Source organism: Olleya marilimosa CAM030, assembly GCF_000518485.1.
Lineage (GTDB): Bacteria > Bacteroidota > Bacteroidia > Flavobacteriales > Flavobacteriaceae > Olleya > Olleya marilimosa.
The window spans coordinates 60,471-79,607 of sequence record NZ_JADR01000002.1; the positions used below are offsets into that span (position 1 = coordinate 60,471).

19 protein-coding genes are annotated in these 19,137 nt (G+C 32.7%); 18 read left to right on the forward strand and 1 reads right to left on the reverse strand.

Going from position 1 to position 19,137, the window contains the following annotated elements:
- Positions 1 to 2 precede the first annotated feature (2 nt).
- The 18 genes from M890_RS0104260 to M890_RS0104345 all read left to right on the forward strand — a co-directional run bounded on the left by M890_RS0104260 (position 3) and on the right by M890_RS0104345 (position 16,453).
- A complete protein-coding gene (locus M890_RS0104260) occupies positions 3 to 1,352 on the forward strand; it encodes a hypothetical protein (RefSeq protein WP_051437443.1) in 1,350 nt (449 codons plus the stop codon).
- Position 1,353: 1 nt separating this feature from the next.
- Complete coding sequence (locus tag M890_RS0104265; protein ID WP_028282339.1) at positions 1,354 to 2,118, forward strand: MbnP family protein; 765 nt, start codon at positions 1,354 to 1,356, stop codon at positions 2,116 to 2,118.
- Between the two features lie 2 nt (positions 2,119 to 2,120).
- The gene (locus M890_RS0104270; RefSeq protein WP_198018196.1) at positions 2,121 to 3,194 is read left to right on the forward strand and encodes a cytochrome-c peroxidase; all 1,074 of its coding nucleotides are present in this window, start codon (positions 2,121 to 2,123) and stop codon (positions 3,192 to 3,194) included.
- Between the two features lie 105 nt (positions 3,195 to 3,299).
- Complete coding sequence (locus M890_RS0104275) at positions 3,300 to 3,629, forward strand: HesB/IscA family protein (RefSeq protein ID WP_028282341.1); 330 nt, start codon at positions 3,300 to 3,302, stop codon at positions 3,627 to 3,629.
- Positions 3,630 to 3,648: 19 nt separating this feature from the next.
- Entirely contained in the window at positions 3,649 to 5,097 is a 1,449-nt protein-coding gene (gene sufB / locus M890_RS0104280; RefSeq protein ID WP_028282342.1) for a Fe-S cluster assembly protein SufB, read from the forward strand.
- Between the two features lie 10 nt (positions 5,098 to 5,107).
- Complete coding sequence (gene mzmL / locus M890_RS0104285; RefSeq protein WP_028282343.1) at positions 5,108 to 5,971, forward strand: quorum-quenching N-acyl-homoserine lactonase MzmL; 864 nt, start codon at positions 5,108 to 5,110, stop codon at positions 5,969 to 5,971.
- Positions 5,972 to 5,979: 8 nt separating this feature from the next.
- Positions 5,980 to 6,327, forward strand: a complete 348-nt coding sequence (locus tag M890_RS0104290; protein WP_028282344.1) for a hypothetical protein — start codon at positions 5,980 to 5,982, stop codon at positions 6,325 to 6,327.
- A 5-nt stretch (positions 6,328 to 6,332) separates the two neighbouring features.
- A complete protein-coding gene (sufC, locus tag M890_RS0104295) occupies positions 6,333 to 7,085 on the forward strand; it encodes a Fe-S cluster assembly ATPase SufC (protein ID WP_028282345.1) in 753 nt (250 codons plus the stop codon).
- A 125-nt stretch (positions 7,086 to 7,210) separates the two neighbouring features.
- On the forward strand, positions 7,211 to 8,524 hold the full coding sequence (gene sufD, locus M890_RS0104300) for a Fe-S cluster assembly protein SufD (RefSeq protein ID WP_028282346.1): 1,314 nt from the start codon (positions 7,211 to 7,213) through the stop codon (positions 8,522 to 8,524).
- A gap of 5 nt (positions 8,525 to 8,529) precedes the next feature.
- Entirely contained in the window at positions 8,530 to 8,844 is a 315-nt protein-coding gene (locus tag M890_RS0104305) for a hypothetical protein (protein ID WP_028282347.1), read from the forward strand.
- 14 nt (positions 8,845 to 8,858) lie between these two features.
- Complete coding sequence (locus tag M890_RS0104310) at positions 8,859 to 10,073, forward strand: aminotransferase class V-fold PLP-dependent enzyme (RefSeq protein WP_028282348.1); 1,215 nt, start codon at positions 8,859 to 8,861, stop codon at positions 10,071 to 10,073.
- A 150-nt stretch (positions 10,074 to 10,223) separates the two neighbouring features.
- A complete protein-coding gene (locus M890_RS0104315; RefSeq protein WP_028282349.1) occupies positions 10,224 to 11,279 on the forward strand; it encodes a zinc metalloprotease in 1,056 nt (351 codons plus the stop codon).
- A gap of 84 nt (positions 11,280 to 11,363) precedes the next feature.
- Positions 11,364 to 12,179, forward strand: coding sequence for an META domain-containing protein (locus tag M890_RS16370; RefSeq protein WP_028282350.1), 816 nt, complete (start codon positions 11,364 to 11,366; stop codon positions 12,177 to 12,179).
- Positions 12,180 to 12,267: 88 nt separating this feature from the next.
- On the forward strand, positions 12,268 to 12,693 hold the full coding sequence (locus M890_RS0104325) for a SufE family protein (protein ID WP_028282351.1): 426 nt from the start codon (positions 12,268 to 12,270) through the stop codon (positions 12,691 to 12,693).
- Between the two features lie 2 nt (positions 12,694 to 12,695).
- Positions 12,696 to 13,022, forward strand: a complete 327-nt coding sequence (locus M890_RS0104330) for a DUF59 domain-containing protein (protein WP_028282352.1) — start codon at positions 12,696 to 12,698, stop codon at positions 13,020 to 13,022.
- Positions 13,023 to 13,033: 11 nt separating this feature from the next.
- Positions 13,034 to 14,869, forward strand: coding sequence for an ABC transporter ATP-binding protein (locus M890_RS0104335; RefSeq protein WP_028282353.1), 1,836 nt, complete (start codon positions 13,034 to 13,036; stop codon positions 14,867 to 14,869).
- A 19-nt stretch (positions 14,870 to 14,888) separates the two neighbouring features.
- The gene (locus tag M890_RS0104340) at positions 14,889 to 15,392 is read left to right on the forward strand and encodes a DUF2480 family protein (RefSeq protein ID WP_028282354.1); all 504 of its coding nucleotides are present in this window, start codon (positions 14,889 to 14,891) and stop codon (positions 15,390 to 15,392) included.
- Positions 15,393 to 15,508: 116 nt separating this feature from the next.
- Complete coding sequence (locus M890_RS0104345; RefSeq protein ID WP_028282355.1) at positions 15,509 to 16,453, forward strand: DUF3078 domain-containing protein; 945 nt, start codon at positions 15,509 to 15,511, stop codon at positions 16,451 to 16,453.
- 116 nt (positions 16,454 to 16,569) lie between these two features.
- Here M890_RS0104345 and M890_RS0104350 read toward each other — a convergent pair whose 3' ends face one another.
- Complete coding sequence (locus M890_RS0104350; RefSeq protein ID WP_028282356.1) at positions 16,570 to 18,831, reverse strand: penicillin-binding protein 1A; 2,262 nt, start codon at positions 18,829 to 18,831, stop codon at positions 16,570 to 16,572.
- Between the last annotated feature and the right edge of the window lie 306 nt (positions 18,832 to 19,137).

The following is a 19,137-nucleotide window of genomic DNA, read 5'->3' on the forward strand; positions in this document are numbered from 1 at the left end:
AAATGAAGCACAAAACAATACATAAAACACTAATATTTTGTTTAGCCACAATTCTATTATCGTGTAATAACGATACTGATAACGCATCACCAAATATCACCACATCCACTCAAGGTGTTATCGAAAATGTAAAAACTTTTGGTGGCTCCAAAAACGAAAGCGGACAAGCAGTCAAAAAAACAACAGATGGTGGATACATTATATTAGGTTTTACTCAGTCAACAGATGGAGATGTAACAACTAAATTAGACAACAGTTATGATGTTTGGGTTTTAAAGTATAATCAAGACAACCAATTAGAATGGTCTAAAACTTATGGTGGATCAGGTGATGAGAGAGGTAATGACATTATTCAAACCAATGATGGTGGTTATGCTATAACCGGCTTTACATATAGTAATGATGGAGATGTCAGCAATAACAATGGGCAAGAAGATTTTTGGATATTAAAAATAGATGCTCAGGGTAACTTGATTTGGCAAAAAACATATGGATTTTCCGGAATAGATACTGGGTATTCTATTTTACAAACCAATGATGGTGGTTATTTTTTAACTGGAGTTTTAGATGTTACAGCATCAAATGGAGCAGGAAACACTAAAAGCAATCAAACATTACATGCTGGTGGAGATTATTGGGCTTTAAAAATAGACCAATCCGGAACATTAGAATGGAGTAAATATTTTGGTGGTTTTTTCTCGGATACTGCCTACGATGCTATTCAGACAACAGATCAAGGCTTTATTATTGTAGGATCTTCAGATAGTGCAGATACAGATATTTCTAACAATAAAGGGTCATATGATTATTGGGTTGTTAAAATTTCAAGCTCAGGAAACTTAGAGTGGGAGAAAAATTTTGGAGGAGATGAAATTGATGAAGCAAGAGCAATAACACCTTCAGGAGATGGTAATTATTTTATAATTGGAGATACGCGTAGCGAAGATATTGATGTAAGCACCAATTTTGGAGCTGCAGATGTTTGGCTAATAAAAATTTCACCGCAAGGTGAATTACTATGGGAGAAAACCTATGGAGGAGAAGACTTTGACGTTGGTAGAGCAATATCTCCCACTCAAGATAATGGTTTTGTTATCTGCGGAAGTTCAAGAAGTTTAACTGGAGATTTAACTAATAACCAAGGTCAAAATGATGGTTGGATTTTAAAAATCGATGCCAATGGACTTATAAAATGGCAACAAAGTATTGGAGGCAGTAATATTGACTTTTTATACGGAGTAACACAACTTAATAATGGAACAATCATAACTGTAGGAGAATCAAGTAGTAATGATTTTGATATAACTGAAAATAAAGGGTTTACAGACTTACTTTTAATTGAAATTAAATAAGATGAAAAAAACAATTGCACTTTTATTGCTTTTAGCAATTACATTTTCTTGTAATGAAGACATGGATGATAACACAACATTGTCTGCAAGTGTTAACTTTAAATTTACTCATAATTGGAACAATACACCAATTAATAGTGCTAATCTAGATACTGAAACAGTCACAAACGCTAATGGAGAAGTTATAAACATGATTAGATTTAGATACTTAACTTCAAAATTCAAACTAACAAACACTGCAGGTGACACCTATAGTTTTGATGGCTTTAAATTTACAGATTTAGCACAAGACGATTCATACAATTTCATACCAGACATTAATGGTATTCCTTCCGGAACATATACCTTAAGCTTTATTTGGGGATTTAATGAAGAAGACAATATTGATGGAGCCTATCCAACACTAAATTCTGCTAGCTGGAATTGGCCAGAAATGCTAGGTGGTGGTTATCATTTTTTACAATTTGATGGTATGTATAATGTAGACACACCAAACCCTTCACCATTTAACTTCCATAATGGTACAGCAAGAGTTACAGATGGATTATTTGAACAAAATTTTGCAACCATAGTATTAGACACACCAATAATTATCACTAATGAAGCTACTATAGAGGTAAAAATGAATATTGCAGAGTTATTCACCAACCCTAATACATGGGATTTAAACGTATTAGACACTCCTTTAATGCCTAATTATGACGCTCAAAAAATGATGCAAGAAAATATTTTAAGTGTTTTTAGTATCGGTGAAATAACGCAATAATTATGAAAAATTGGTTAACATACAGCCTTCTTTTTATTACACTAATTAGCTGCTCTTCCGAAGAAAATTCGGAAGAAAACGCGTATGTTCCTATTCCTTTTCAATTAGAAATACCACCACTTTTTGAAGAAAAACTAATTGATCCAATAATTCCTGTAACTAATAAATTAACAGTTGAAGGCGTAGCTTTAGGTAAACGTTTATTTTTTGATAACATACTATCTGTTAATAACACAAAAGCTTGTGCAAGTTGCCATTCACCACAACATGCTTTTGCTGATCCAAGTCAATTTAGTGTTGGTGTAACAAATATTGAAGGCACCAGAAATAGTATGCCTTTATTTAATTTAGCTTGGAATTTTGACGACAGATATTTCTGGGATGGTCACGCCTTAGGGTTAGAAAACCAAGCGCTAGAACCTGTAGTGGATGCTAACGAGCTTGGAAACGATAGCTGGCAACCAATAGAGGCTAAGCTTAACAACCACCCAGAATACCCACAACTTTTTAAGCAAGCATTTGGATCCTCAACAATTACTAAAACTTTAGTAACAAAAGCAATCGCTCAATTTGAACGCACTTTAATTTCAGGAAACTCAAAATTTGATAAATTCTCTAACGGAGAAGTAGCTCTAACACCACAAGAGCAAAATGGATTAGATGTCTTTATGGACGAAACTCGTGGAGATTGTTTTCATTGTCATGGCAATCCAAATAATCCACTTTGGACAGATAACAAGTTCCACAACAACGGTTTAGACGCCACATTTTCAGATTTAGGCTTTGGCCTAGTAACAGGCAACCCTAACGATAACGGTAAATTTAAATCGCCATCATTACGCAACTTAGCTTACACTGCTCCTTTTATGCATGATGGAAGATTTGCAACCTTGGATCAAGTTATAGAGCATTATAGCACAGGACTTCAGGCTTCTTCTACCATTGACCCTTTAATGAAAAAAGTAGCACAAGGAGGTGTCAATCTTTCTGAGCAAGATAAAGCAGACTTAAAAGCCTTTTTACTGACACTTTCAGACCCTTCATTTTTAAACAACCAAGCTTTTCTTCCTGAATAAGAAAAACCTATAAAACCATATACTAATATAATGTTAGTTGATATGGTAAAAAGCGACTGATGTTGTATCTTTGCACTCTATTTAGATAAAATCTAATTAACAAGTATGATAAAAGTTTCTGATACAGCTAAAAAGAAAGTCATCGAATTGATGAATGATGATGGCTTTAACCCAAGCACAGACTACGTTCGCGTTGGTGTAAAAAGTGGTGGTTGTTCTGGATTGTCTTATGATTTAAAATTTGACAAAGCAAAAGAAGATGAAGACAAAGTCTTTGAAGATAATGACGTTAAAATTATTGTAGACAAGAAAAGTTTTCTTTACCTTATAGGTACCACTTTAGAATACTCTGGCGGATTAAACGGAACTGGGTTTGTGTTTAATAACCCTAACGCTAACCGTACTTGCGGTTGTGGCGAATCATTTTCACTATAATTAAACTGATAGACAAATTATGTCAAAATATACAGAGGACGACCTTAGAGAAGAATTAAAAACCAAAGAATACGAATATGGTTTTTTTACAGATATTGAATCTGAAACATTCCCTATTGGTTTAAACGAAGATATCGTTCGTGCTATTTCTATGAAAAAAGAAGAGCCAGAATGGATGACAGAATGGAGACTTGAAGCATTTAAGGTGTGGAAAGCAATGGAAGAGCCTGATTGGGCTAATGTAAATTATACAAAACCGGATTTTCAGGCTATAGCATACTACTCTGCTCCTGTTGCTGTAGATCCCAACAAAACCTTAGATGATGTAGATCCAGATTTACTAGCAATGTATAAAAAGCTAGGAATATCTGTAGACGAACAAAAAAAGATGAACAATGTAGCTATGGATATTGTTGTTGATTCTGTTTCGGTTGCTACAACTTTTAAAAAGACTTTAGCCGAAAAAGGTATTATTTTTATGCCAATTTCTGAGGCCATAAAAGAACATCCAGAATTAGTAAGAAAATATATTGGTACCATCGTACCAACAACAGACAACTTTTATGCAGCTTTAAATAGTGCTGTATTTAGTGATGGATCATTTTGTTATATTCCAAAAGGAGTGAAATGCCCAATGGAATTATCAACTTACTTTAGGATTAATCAAGGTGGTACTGGACAATTTGAACGCACATTATTAGTTGCAGACAAAGGTAGTTATGTATCATACCTAGAGGGTTGTACTGCACCAAGTAGAGACGAAAACCAATTACACGCAGCAGTTGTAGAGCTTATTGCTTTAGAGGATGCTGAAATAAAATACAGTACAGTACAAAACTGGTATCCTGGAAATGCCGAAGGAAAAGGTGGTGTTTACAACTTTGTAACTAAACGTGGTTTATGCGAAAAAAACGCTAAAATCTCTTGGACTCAAGTAGAAACAGGAAGTGCTGTGACATGGAAGTATCCTAGTTGTATTTTAAAAGGTGACAACTCTGTAGGTGAATTTTACTCTATTGCAGTTACTAATAATCACCAACAAGCAGACACTGGAACTAAAATGATTCATTTGGGTAAAAACACCAAATCAACTATTATTTCCAAAGGTATCTCTGCAGGAAAATCACAAAACTCTTATCGTGGTTTAGTTCAAATTAGTAGTCGTGCAGACAATGCTAGAAACTTTTCACAATGTGATAGTTTGTTAATGGGTAACGAGTGTGGTGCACACACCTTCCCATATATAGAAGCTAAAAATAAGACTGCACAAATAGAGCACGAAGCAACAACAAGCAAAATTGGTGAAGACCAAATATTTTATTGCAACCAACGTGGTATAGATACTGAAAAAGCAATTGCTTTAATTGTAAATGGATTTAGTAAAGAAGTACTAAATAAACTACCAATGGAGTTTGCTATTGAAGCTCAAAAACTATTAGAAATCTCGTTAGAAGGATCTGTCGGATAATACAAATACTATGAAAAAACTAACCCTAATTTTATTAAGCTTAACCTTTATGGTAGCTTGTAAAAAAGATAATAAACAAACTGAGGTTACTACCCAAACAAAAGCAGAACCAATCAAACTATTTATGTTTGATGGCGGAACAGTTCAGGTTAACAAATTAGAGATCTTTTCTCAAGACGATTTGTATAAAGGTGAAAGCAAAACTTTTGCTGATATGTTTTTTGTAGTACAACACCCAAAAGGCAATTTGCTTTGGGATGCTGGATTAGCAGAAGGTTTAGTAGGACAACAACCATTTACTACTCCTGATGGTGCGTTTACTGTTTCTAGAAATCAAGGTATTGAAGAGCAACTAAAAATTATAGGATTAGAAGCTAAGGATATTGATTACATAGCCTTATCACACACACATTTTGATCACTCTGGATCAGCATCTAAATTAGCACATGCCACTTGGATTGTACAAGAAGTAGAATATGACTTTGTAACAAGTATAGAGCAACAAAAAAACAATCCTGATAACTACAATGCTATTAAGGATTTAAAAACAACTAAAAAAATCAATGGAGATTTAGATGTCTTTGGCGATGGTAAAGTAGTTATCAAGTCAACTCCAGGTCACACACCAGGTCATCAATCTTTATTTTTAGATTTAGAGCAAGAAGGACCATTATTTTTAGCAGGAGATTTATATCATTTTGAAGAAAACAGAACTAATCATATCGTACCAAGTTTCAACTTTAGTGTAGAAGACACAAAAGCATCTATGGAAGCTTTTGAAACTTTTGCAAAACAAAAAGGAGCACGAGTGATTATTCAGCATTCAACAAAAGATTACAATAGTTTAAACCACGCACCAGAACCTATCCAATAAATTTAAGCATGAAAAAAGCAGCTATTTTTTTAATTTTTATTGCATTTATAAGTTGTAAAAAAGATCAAGGGACATCCTTTAAAGGAGATTTTGTGTATTATGCTAATGCTGCAGTATTCCAAGTTGGAAATGATATACATGGTGTAGTTTTAAATGATCAGGCAAATGCATTGGCAGAACAAGCTAAACAATATCAACAAGAGCCAACAGACATGGTAACCATTGAGGTTTTAGGAGAATTAATTCCTAAAAAAGAAAATGAAGACAGCTGGCCTTTTAAATTAAAAATAAATAAAATAGTAAGCGTTAGCGCTTTAGACCCGAATAAAAACGACGTTATCAAACTAGGAAAATAAACAGTATGTTACAAATAAAAAATTTACACGCAAGTGTTGAAGATAAATCTATTTTAAAAGGTATTAACCTTGAAGTTAAAGCAGGAGAAGTACATGCTATTATGGGACCAAACGGTTCTGGTAAAAGTACATTGGCTTCTGTAATAGCAGGAAAAGAAGAATATGAAGTAACAGATGGAACTATTCTTTTAGAAGGTGAAGACATTGAAGATTTAGCAGCAGAAGAGCGTGCGCATAAAGGTGTGTTTTTATCGTTTCAATATCCAGTAGAAATTCCTGGAGTTAGTGTGACTAACTTTATGAAAACTGCAATTAACGAAACACGTAAAGCTAAAGGTTTACCTGATATGCCAGCAAACGAAATGCTAAAAATGATTCGTGAAAAATCTGAACTTTTAGAGATTGATCGTAAGTTTTTATCTAGATCTTTAAACGAAGGATTCTCTGGTGGAGAAAAAAAGCGTAACGAGATTTTCCAAATGGCTATGTTAGAGCCTAAATTGGCTATACTAGATGAAACTGATTCAGGATTAGACATTGATGCCTTACGTATAGTAGCAAATGGTGTAAACAAGTTAAAAAGCAAGGATAATGCAGTTATTGTTATAACGCACTACCAACGCCTATTAGACTACATCGTACCAGATTTTGTACACGTACTTTACAAAGGTCGTATTGTTAAATCTGGAGGAAAAGAATTAGCACACGAGTTAGAAGAAAAAGGTTACGACTGGATCAAAGAAGAAGTAGACGCTTAAAAAGTTTGTAATGGTAATGTAATTTAACAGAAAGATTACCCTTAAAAACACAAATAATTATAATACGTTACAGCCTTACTAGACAATTATTGTTTTTTAAAAGCTGAATACCGAAGACTTACAATATGAGTTTAAAAGAAAAATTAGTATCCTCTTTTTTAGCATTCGAAAATCAAGTGGATTTAGAGTCTAAAATACACGATGTTAGAAGCGAAGCAATAAAAACGTTTGAGGCTAAAGGCTTTCCTACCAAAAAGGATGAAGCTTGGAAGTACACCTCATTAAATAGCGTTTTAAAACACGATTACAGTCTGTTTCCTAAACAAGACAATGCCTTAGAGTACAGTGATATTAAAAAATATTTTCTAGATGATATTGACACTTATAAAATCGTGTTTATAGATGGTAAATATTCGTCTAATTTATCTCAAACTACTCATGATGGTATTGATGTTTGCCTAATGTCTTCAGCATTACACAAACCTAAATACCAACTAATTATTGAAAACTACTTTAATAAAGTAGCAGGTAAAGAAGGATTAACCTCTTTAAATACCGCTTTTTCTAAAGAAGGTGCCTACATACACATTCCTAAAAACAAAGTGGTTGCAAAACCAATACAAATTGTTCATTTTTCTACAGGTAATGAAGCTGCATTAATGCTTCAACCACGTAACTTAATAGTTGTAGATGAAAATTCTCATGTACAAATTATTGAACGTCACCAAAGTTTGACAGATAATCCTGTTTTAACAAACTCGGTTACAGAAATTGTTGCTAACAAACGTGCCATAGTTGATTACTATAAAGTACAAAATGACAACATTAATGCATCATTAATAGACAGCACTTTTGTAGAGCAAAAACGCGAAAGCCATGTATCTGTGCATACATTTAGCTTTGGAGGAAAGTTAACTCGTAACAACTTAAACTTCTATCAAAACGGAGAGTATATGGACTCTACATTAAACGGAGTTACTATTATTGGAGATAAACAACATGTTGACCACAACACTTTAGTACATCACATAGAGCCTAATTGTGAAAGTCACCAAGATTATAAAGGGATTTTTAACGATAGCTCAACAGGAGTTTTTAATGGTAAGGTTGTTGTAAACAAGGAAGCACAAAAAACCAATGCATTTCAATCAAACAACAACATATTATTAAGCGATAAAGCAACAATAAACTCTAAACCTCAACTAGAAATTTTTGCAGATGATGTAAAATGTTCTCATGGTTGTACCATAGGACAATTAGACGAAAGCGCTTTATTTTATATGAAATCAAGAGGTATTCCTGAAAAAGAAGCTAAAGGGCTATTAATGTACGCCTTTAGTAATAACGTTTTAAAATCTGTGAAAATTCCAGAATTAAAACAACGAATAACTAAAATTATTGCCAACAAACTAGGTGTTAATATAGGTTTTGACTTGTAACAAATATGGATATTTTAAACACTTCAAACAAAACCTTTATTAAATTAATTAGTATTTGTTTAGTAATAGCTACTGTAACAGGCACGCTGTTTTATTTTACAAAAGGTGGTTTTTTTGATGGTATATTATTAACATTTGTAGGTCTATCTTGTACTTACATGTTATTAGTTTTATCTGTATTTGTATTTAAAAACTTAATTAACTTTATGGCAAAAGGTAACATAAAGCTAATCCATGTGGCTTTGTCACTTATTATAACTTTAGTAATGTGTGTTTATCTTTTTATACAACTGTTTAACATTGTAGCTAAACAGTTTTAAAAATACTATCAATTATGTTAGACATCAACTTAATACGTAAAGATTTTCCAATACTTAAAAGACAAGTAAATGGTAAACCGTTGGTGTATTTTGATAATGCAGCAACATCACAAACACCACAACAGGTTATTGATGTTATTGTAGATTACTACTCTAATTACAACGCAAACATACATCGTGGTGTCCACGCACTAAGTCAAGAAGCTACAGACAAATATGAAGCAGCTAGACATACAATACAAAACCATTTTAATGCTAAAAAAGCACAGGAGATTATATTTACTTCTGGTACAACACATGCTATTAACTTAGTTGCTAATGGTTTTAGCAAATTAATAAACCAAGATGATGAGCTTATCGTTTCGGCTTTAGAACATCATAGCAATATAGTACCTTGGCAAATGCTTTGCGAAAAAACTGGAGCAAAACTTAAGGTAATACCAATGACTTTAGAAGGTGAACTGGATATGGAAGCTTATACAGCTTTGCTTTCTGAAAAAACAAAACTTGTTTTTGTAAACCATATATCAAACGCTTTAGGAACCATAAATCCTATAAAAACAATAATCAATCAAGCTCATAATTTTGGCGCTGCTGTGCTGATAGATGGTGCACAAGCTTGTCCACACATCAAACCTGATGTACAAGCATTAGATGTAGATTTTTATGTAACATCTGCCCACAAAATTTGTGGTCCAACTGGTGTTGGTATGTTATACGGAAAAGAAGAGTGGCTTAACAAAATGGAACCCTATCAAGGTGGTGGAGAAATGATTGACCAAGTTACTTTTGAAAAAACAACTTATGCAGGCTTACCTCATAAATTTGAAGCTGGAACACCTAATATTTGTGGTGGTATTGCTTTTGGAGCAGCATTGGATTATATGAATGCTATTGGTTTTGATAAAATAGCTACTTATGAAAAAGAACTATTAGATTATGGAACAGAAAAATTGTTAGAAATTGAAGGTCTTAAAATTTATGGCACTTCAAACAATAAAACGTCTGTAATATCCTTTAATTTAGAAGGCATTCACCCTTATGACGTTGGTACATTACTAGACAAAATGGGAATCGCTGTTCGTACAGGTCACCATTGTGCGCAACCAATAATGAGCTTTTATAATATACCTGGAACCATTAGAGCGTCGTTTGCATTTTATAATACTAAAGCAGAAATTGATGCTTTAGTTTCTGGAGTTAAAAAAGCAAAAATGATGCTTTCATAAAATAACAACTATAAATTATATTAAAAACGCTCAATAGAAATATTGAGCATTTTTATATTCATATGTATTTTGTCGAAAATGTTTTAATACTTTATATAAAAAGTGAAAAATTTATATATTTCACAAATGTTTAACAAAATATTAATACATATGAAGAAAACACTTTTATGCATGGCTACTATTGCAATGCTATTTACATCATGTAGTAATGACAAATCAGAAAACCTATCACAAGATCAAACACAAATAGACATGTCTGACTTTTATCTTTACTCTGATGCAGATGTAGACGAAGCTTCCAGACAAGCTCAAGGTAGACCTGTATGTCACTCGATGGTTAACTTAAACAGACTACTTAACGAAAACCCTGGATTGGACAAAAAAATGTATGATATTGAATACCAAACTAGGTCACTAATCAGTGCAAAAGGGAAACCTGGAGGAGGAAATGGAAACGGAAATGGTGGAGGCTCTGGTGGAGGTGATCCAGTTGACAATTTAGGTGTTGTTAATATTCCTGTTTATGTTCATGTTGTATATAGTAATGCACAACAAAATGTAAGTGATCAACAAATTAACTCACAAATTAATGTTCTAAATAATGATTTTAGAGCATCAAATAATGATATAAATCAAGTACCTTCAGAATTTGCTGGATTAGTAGCAGATTCTGAGATAAACTTTACGCTAGCAGGAACATTTAGACACTCAAATTCTACTTCTGCTTGGAGTACAAATGATGCAGTAAAAGCTGCTTATCCACCTGTAACACCATCAACTCACTTAAATATTTGGGTTTGTAATATTAGTGGTGGAATCTTAGGTTATGCACAGTTTCCAGGTGGACCATCAGCTACGGATGGTGTAGTAGTACTTTACTCTAGCTTACCAGGAGGTTCTGCAGCACCTTATAACCAAGGAAGAACATTAACTCACGAAGTTGGGCATTACTTAAACCTTCGTCATATCTGGGGAGATGGAAGATGTAAACAAGATGACTTTGTTGCAGATACACCTTCTTCAGATGGACCAAATTATGGTTGTCCTTCTTTCCCTACAGTAAACTGTAGATCTACAGACATGACAATGAATTATATGGATTATGTAGATGATGCTTGCATGTATATGTTTTCAGAAGGTCAAAAATCTAGAATGAGAACCATATTTCAATCTGGAGGAGCAAGAGCTGCTTTAGTAGGAAATTAATATTTTATTGTTTTTATTTAAAAAGACGCCAACTTTGGCGTCTTTTTTGTATTATTAAGTTAAACAATCAATATTTTATTTATAATGAAAACAATTACTATAATTCTATTTTCTATACTTCTTAATAGTTGTGGTGCAACTCAAGATTCAAAAAGCAACTTAAATCCAGATATGGACAAAGCGACTCAAACATTAAATGGTGATTATAAAGTCACTTTATTAGACAATCAATCTATAACAAGTCAAGAAATAACACTAACATTTGATGATTCAAATAAACGCGTTTCTGGATTTTCAGGATGCAACAATTTTTTTGGAACGTATAATTTGGATAATGAGAGTTTAACTTTCAGTAATTTAGCATCAACTAAAAAATTCTGCCAAGAAGAGGCTAACACTTTAGAACAAAATTATTTAAAAGCGTTAGAAAAAACTACAAACTTTAAAGTTGCAAACAATACTATTTCACTTTTAAATAATGACACAGTTGTACTAAATGCAACACCTGTTATAGTTACTTCAGGTCAAAAACAAGACCAATCACTGTCTTTTAAATACACTGCTTTTGCAAGAGGAAGCTATACCATGATAAACATAGACCAAACCACAGTTACCTCTCAGTTTAGTAGATCAGAAAAGGAAAACACAAAAGCATGTAGTACGCAGGACTGGGACACGATAACTACACTGTCTAAAGCTATAGATATCAAATCTTTAAATACACTAGAACCACCAAGTACTGCTCACCAATATGATGGAGCAGCTTCATCCAACCTGACGATAACATTAAATGGCGAACAATACAGCACACCTACTTTTGATGCTGGTAATCCTCCTAAAGAAATTGCAGCATTAATAACAAAAATTTGGGAAATCGCTAAACCTGATACCAAAAAATAGATCAATAAATTCAAATCTATCTTTAAGAGTTATTTAGCAACTAATCAATGAATATTGATTAATTTTGCATTCTAAATTATTTTGATAAATGCAGACGATAAAAGAAATACAAGATGAAATTGTAGACGAATTTTCAATGTTTGAAGATTGGGAAGAACGCTATCAATACATGATTGATTTAGGAAAAACTTTACCACTTATTGCTCCAGAGTATAAAACTGAAGACAATATCATTAAAGGCTGTCAAAGTAAAGTTTGGGTACATGCCGAAATGGATGACAATAAAATTACTTTTACTGCAGATAGTGATGCTATAATAACAAAAGGGATTATAGCCATATTAATCAGAACGTTCTCTAATCAACATCCAAAAGACATATTAGATGCCAACACTGATTTTATTGATCAAATAGGTTTAAAAGAACATTTATCACCAACTAGAGCAAATGGTTTAGTTAGTATGATAAAACAAATAAAATTATATGCCATAGCATATCAAACACAACTACAATAACTATGAGTGATACAACTATAGATACAGCAGAATTAGGAGAAAAAATAGTAAAGGTTTTAAAAACTATTTATGATCCAGAAATCCCAGTCGATATATATGAACTAGGATTAATCTATGATGTATTTGTTAACGAAGATTATGATGTAAAAATCCTAATGACATTAACTACGCCTAACTGTCCTGTAGCAGAAACGCTTCCTTTAGAAGTTGAAGAAAAAGTAAAATCTTTAAACGAAGTTAAAGATGCCGAAGTAGAAATTACTTTTGATCCACCTTGGACTCAAGACTTAATGAGCGAAGAAGCTAAACTAGAACTTGGTATGCTTTAATGCCTTAAAAAATGGCTAGACATGCACCAAAATCGTTAAAAGAAAAAAACAAAACCAGTTTAAAAAAATCGTTTAGTGCGTTAATTTATATTCCTCGTTTTTTCAAAGAAATCTGGAATACCAATAAAAAACTTTTTTTAGGCTCAGCGTTTTGTAGGCTAATTGGTGCAGTTTTACCAGTAATTATTTTATGGATTGGTAAAATAATTATTGATGAAATTATACTTCAAACTAAATTAGAAGTTACAGATTTAACCCAACTTTGGACTTATGTTGGTGTTGAGTTTGGATTAATTGTTTTATCAGATCTAGTTAGTCGTGCCATACAATTAACAGACAGTTTATTAGGCGACGCCTACTCTATTGATACTTCCGTTAGGATTATTAAAAAGACTAATCAAATTGATATTAGCTTATTAGAGGACTCAGAGTTTTATGATAAACTAGAACGTGCAAGAACACAAACCACAAGTCGTGTTGGATTAATGTCTAACGCATTAGGCGAAGTACAAAGCTTAATATCCATAGCAACTTTGGTCGCAGGTTTAATCTACTTTGAACCGTATTTAATTATACTTTTAGTGCTTAGTATTATTCCTGCATTTATCAACGAGATTTGGTTTAGCCAACAACAATACTCATTAGCTCGAGGTTGGACTGCTGAAAGACGAGAATTAGACTACCTAAGGTTTATTGGAGCCAATGACAAAACAGCCAAAGAAATTAAATTATTTGGTTTAACAGACTTTGTTGTAGATCGTTTTAAAAACCTATCTCAAGAGTATTACGACCTCAACAAAAAACTAGCTATAAAGCGATCTGCTTTAGGTTTTGCTTTTAATGTTTTGGGGACTTTAAGTTATTATGGCGCTTACGTATTTATTATATATCGTGTAATATCTGGCGTGATAACTTTAGGAGAATTAACTTTCTTGTCAGGTGCTTTTAATAGACTAACTAGAAATTTACAAGACTTCTTTTCTAAATTTACCCGTATTTCAGAAAGCGCTTTATACTTAAAAGATTATTTTGAATTTATAGATATTTCAATTCAACCAAAACATAACGAGGATATACCTCTTCCTGAAAAAATAAAAGAAGGATTTGAATTTATAAATGTTAGATTTTCATACCCAGAATCTGACAACGAAATATTAAAAGGTATCAGTTTTAAAATTAAAGCAGGAGAAAAATTAGCTTTTGTAGGACAAAATGGAGCAGGAAAAACCACATTAACCAAATTATTATTACGTTTTTACGAACCCACTTCTGGCGAAATACTTTTAGATGGTATAAATATTAATCGTTTTGACAAAGCGCAATACCAAGCTTTTTTTGGTGTTATTTTTCAAGACTTTTTTAAATACGAATTTACAGTTAGAGAAAATATTGCAATAGGTGATATAAGTCAGATTGATAACCAAGAAAAAATTGAAAATGCAGCCGAACTAAGTTTAGCTAATCAAGTGGTGTCAGAACTAAAAAAAGGTTACGACCAACAACTAGGTAAACGTTTTGCAAAAGGACAAGAATTGTCTGGTGGACAGTGGCAAAAGGTAGCATTAGCTAGAGCTTACATGAAAGACGCTAAAGTGATGATTTTAGACGAACCAACGTCTGCATTAGATGCTAAAGCTGAAAGCGATGTTTTTGAACGCTTTATAGGCCTAACCGAAGACAAAACTAGTATAATAATATCGCACAGATTTAGCACTGTAAGACAAGCAAATAAAATTTTAGTATTAGATGAAGGTCGTGTACTAGAAATGGGTACACACGAGGATTTAATGGCTAATAAGTCATTATATGCTGACTTATTTAAACTACAAGCAGAAGGATACCAATAATTATTACTTATTTTAAATTATGGCTGAAGAGATTATTAATCGCGTTGCGAACAGCAAATTAATTACATTAGACCTTGAGGATTACTATCCAAAAGGACAGCGTGTTGTATTAGACATTAAAGATTGGTTGTTTCAAGAACTAGTTTTAAAGGAAAAAGATTTTAGAGAATATATTAAAAACCATGACTGGAGTCAGTACCAAAACCAATATGTAGCAATCACATGTAGTGCAGATGCTATCATTCCGGATTGGGCTTTTATGTTATTGGTCGTAAATCTCGAGCCTTTTGTCGAAAAGTGCCATATTGGAACACTAGAGGATTTAGAGACCGCTATATATCAAGACATAATTCAGGCTATTGATGGCACATTTTACCAAGATAAACCAGTTATAATTAAAGGTTGTAGTAACAAGCCAGTGCCTATAAACGCTTACGTTATGATAACAAATAAGCTTAAACCTTATGCTAAATCTATTATGTATGGAGAGGCCTGTTCTTTTGTGCCATTATACAAGCGTTAACAATTATGTTAATTATTCAACTTATTGATTTTTAGTTATTTACAAAATGTACGTGTTGTAGAAAAAATATATCTAAAGCGTATATTTGCAACCGTTTTATTAAAAACTTAAGATTTATGAAAAAATTATTATTAGTAGGTGCATTCTTTATTGGATTGGTTTCAATGAATGCCCAAACAAAAGAAGAGTTACAAACTCAAAAAGCAGAAAAACAAGCAGCAGCAGATGCTTTACAAAGCGAAGCTAACGCATTACAAGCACAAATTGACGCACTTCCAGGTTGGAGAAAAGGTCTTTTTGGTACTATTGGTGGAAGTATTTCTAACTTTAGCAACTGGTATTCTCAAGGTACACCAAACAACGCTTCTGGAAACATCGGAATCTCTTTAAATGCTTACGCTAACTTAATTGAAGATAAATTTTTCTGGAGAAACTCTTTAACCTCTAACCTTAACTGGGTAAAATTAGACGACAAAGACAATCCATATGATGATGATAATTTTAACCCAACTACAGACGTCTTTAACATCTCTTCTTTATACGGAAGAAACATTACAAAAAACTTTGCTGTTTCTGGTTTAGCAGAATATAGAACAACGTTATTAGACAACTTTAACGATCCTGGATATTTAGATGTTGGAGTTGGAGGAACTTGGACACCTTTAGAAAATCTAATCGTTGTTATTCACCCATTAAACTACAACTTTGTATTTGCAGAAAATGATGCTGTTTTTCAATCTTCTTTAGGTGCAAAAATAGTTGCAGATTACACAAGACAAATTGGTGCTGTTAGTTTTAAATCTAACTTATCTACTTTCCAAAGCTACAAAAGCGGAGATTTATCTAACGTAACTTGGACAAACTCTTTTAGCTACACGTTATGGAAAATGATTGGTGTTGGTTTTGACTTTGGTTTAAGAAGCAACAAACAAGAAGCTTTAAATTACGAGTTAGGTCAGTATGATCCTTTAGCATTACCATTACAAGCGGTTCCTACTTTTGGAAACGTTGATAACAAATTACAATCTTATTGGTTATTAGGTTTAAGCTACAACTTATAATCTATAACACTATAAAATAAAAAAGCGCGTTTCTAATCGAAACGCGTTTTTTTGTGTCTTAAAATTAAATAACACTAAATGTTTAAGTTACCAAAATAAGCTATTTAGGTTGACCACTAATTGTCCTTATTAAATTGACGCTGGTTATCTTTTTTGCTAAACAACCGTTTAAAAAAACCATCACGTTTTTCTTCTTCGCAATTCAACGCCTCTAAAACCTCACTTGAAGGTGATTCAAAACGACTTTTTGTAATTGTATTGTAATTTGAATCTGCATTTAATTTTTGATAAAACTTAGCAAAAATTGGTAATGCCGAGTTTGCTCCTTGTCCCATTCCTGTGGTTTTAAAACCAATGTTGTAATTATCATTACCAACCCAATTAACCGTTACCAAATTTGGAGTAATACCAACAAACCATCCGTCCTTATTGTCTTGTGTTGTCCCTGTTTTACCTGCTATATTATTGCTAAGTCCATAGGTAGAACGTAATCTAGCTGCAGTACCAGAATTAACTGTAGATTGCATTATTTGTAACATGACCTGTCTGGTAAAATTGTTGTAAGCTTTATCGGGATTTACTTCTGGTTTAAAGGATACGATTTCTACACCATTTTTATCTTCAATTTTTGTAATAAAATAAGGCTTTACAGACTGACTATTATTAACATAACTAGCATAAGCTCCTGCTAACTCTAAAATATTAATTTCAGCAACACCTAAAGCTAATGACGGTTGGTTTGGAAGCATACTAGATATCCCTAATCTCTTGGCTTGCTTTAAAACCTTATCAATACCAACTTGTTTTAAAACCTTAACTGCAATTGTGTTTAACGATTGACTTAACGCTTTTTCTAGATTATAATTAATATGTGGATCTACATTAGAAACTCCAGAATTGGTTGGTGTCCAGTTTTTATAATCCGTATATGTTATTGCTTCTGGCGAAAAATAGGTACAAGGTTCCATACCATTATCTATTGCTGCTGTATATACAAAAGGTTTAAATGTTGATCCTACTTGACGTTGACTTTGTGCTACGTGATCATATTTATAAAAACGATAATCTATACCTCCAATATATGATCTGATGGCTCCAGACTTTGGATCTAAAGCAATCATACCTGTATTTAAAAACTTTAAATGATGTTTTAAACTATCTATAGTAGAGATATTATGTTTTTTAGTTTCTGACCAATCAAATAATTGGACGTCATGCTTTATAGACAGTGAATCTATAATTTGCTCATGCTCCAAATCCATAGCTTCAAATCGTTTATACTCTGGAAGTGTTTTAATAGCGTTGTCGATTACCTTTTTATTAGTTTGCCAAGGTGCTTTATCACCATAAGAGGCTTCATAGTCTTGCTGCAATTTTGATAAATGTGATTGCATGGCTTGTTCAGCATATTTTTGCATTTGAGAGTCTAACGTTGTATGCACAATTAAACCGTCCTTATACAAGTCATAAGCCTCTCCATTTGGCTTTTTGTACGCTTGTAAGGTTGTTGCTAATTCTTTTTTTAATTGTGCCCTAAAATAAGGTGCTAATCCTAAATCGTGATTAAAGGATTGATAATCTAATAGTATAGGTTTTTGTTTGGCTTGTGTAAATTGATTTTGATCTATGTAATTATACTTAAGCATTTGCTTTAGGACTACATTACGTCTTGTTGTACTACTTTGTAAATTGCGTCTTGGATTGTAATAATTATTTGCTTTTAATGTCCCAACTAAAGTTGCTGCTTGTGGTAACGTTAAGTTTGTTGCAGATACATTAAAAAATTTACGTGCAGCACTTTCTATACCATAGGTATTATCCGGAAAAGGTACTGTATTTAGGTATAGAGTAAGAATTTCTTGTTTAGAATATATTGTTTCTATTCGTTTAGCAACTATTGCTTCTTTTACTTTGTTTATAATGGTACTAAAGACTATATGTTTATCTCTTCCAAATAAGTTTTTTGCTAGTTGCAAGGTTATGGTACTACCACCACCAGAGGATTGGTCCTGAAATAAAATGGTTTTAAAAAACACACGCATTAGACTTATATTATCTATTCCGTTGTGATCATAAAACCTAACATCTTCTGTTGCTATTAGTGCGTCCAATAGGTGTTTAGGAAACTGATTATAGGTTAAGGGTTGCCTATCGTAGATATAATATTTACCTATTAATTTACTGTCTTTATCTAATATTTGGGTCGCTTCTGCCTGTCTTAAATTTGTTAATTGGGACGTGTTTGGTAGTTTACCAAATGCACCAAAATAGATGCTGATGTAAAAAACAACTGCTAAAAGGACAGCTGCTACTATGGCTATTGAAGCCCTTTTTACCCATTTATTTTTAAATAACACGTGTAGTTTTTGTTGTATCATGTGTTGTTATAACGCTAAATTATTAGTTTTATTTGTTTACAAAATTATCTAAATAATTCTGTTTTATAAGTACCTAATTGCATTTACACGACTTACTTACTAGCTAACCTAATAGCGTTAAATTACATTGGGAAGTAAACTAAACTTGGCGGATTATTGCGATAAGGATTGAAACGGTATCCTTTTTTGAGGCACGAAAAAAAGATTTAGTGTAAAGCCTGGTTGCTTTTGGCTGTTTTCTGCCAAAAGCAAATTGCCCAAAATTTAAGTAGTCCTTTTTTTTAATAAAAAAACCCAAACTTAGTG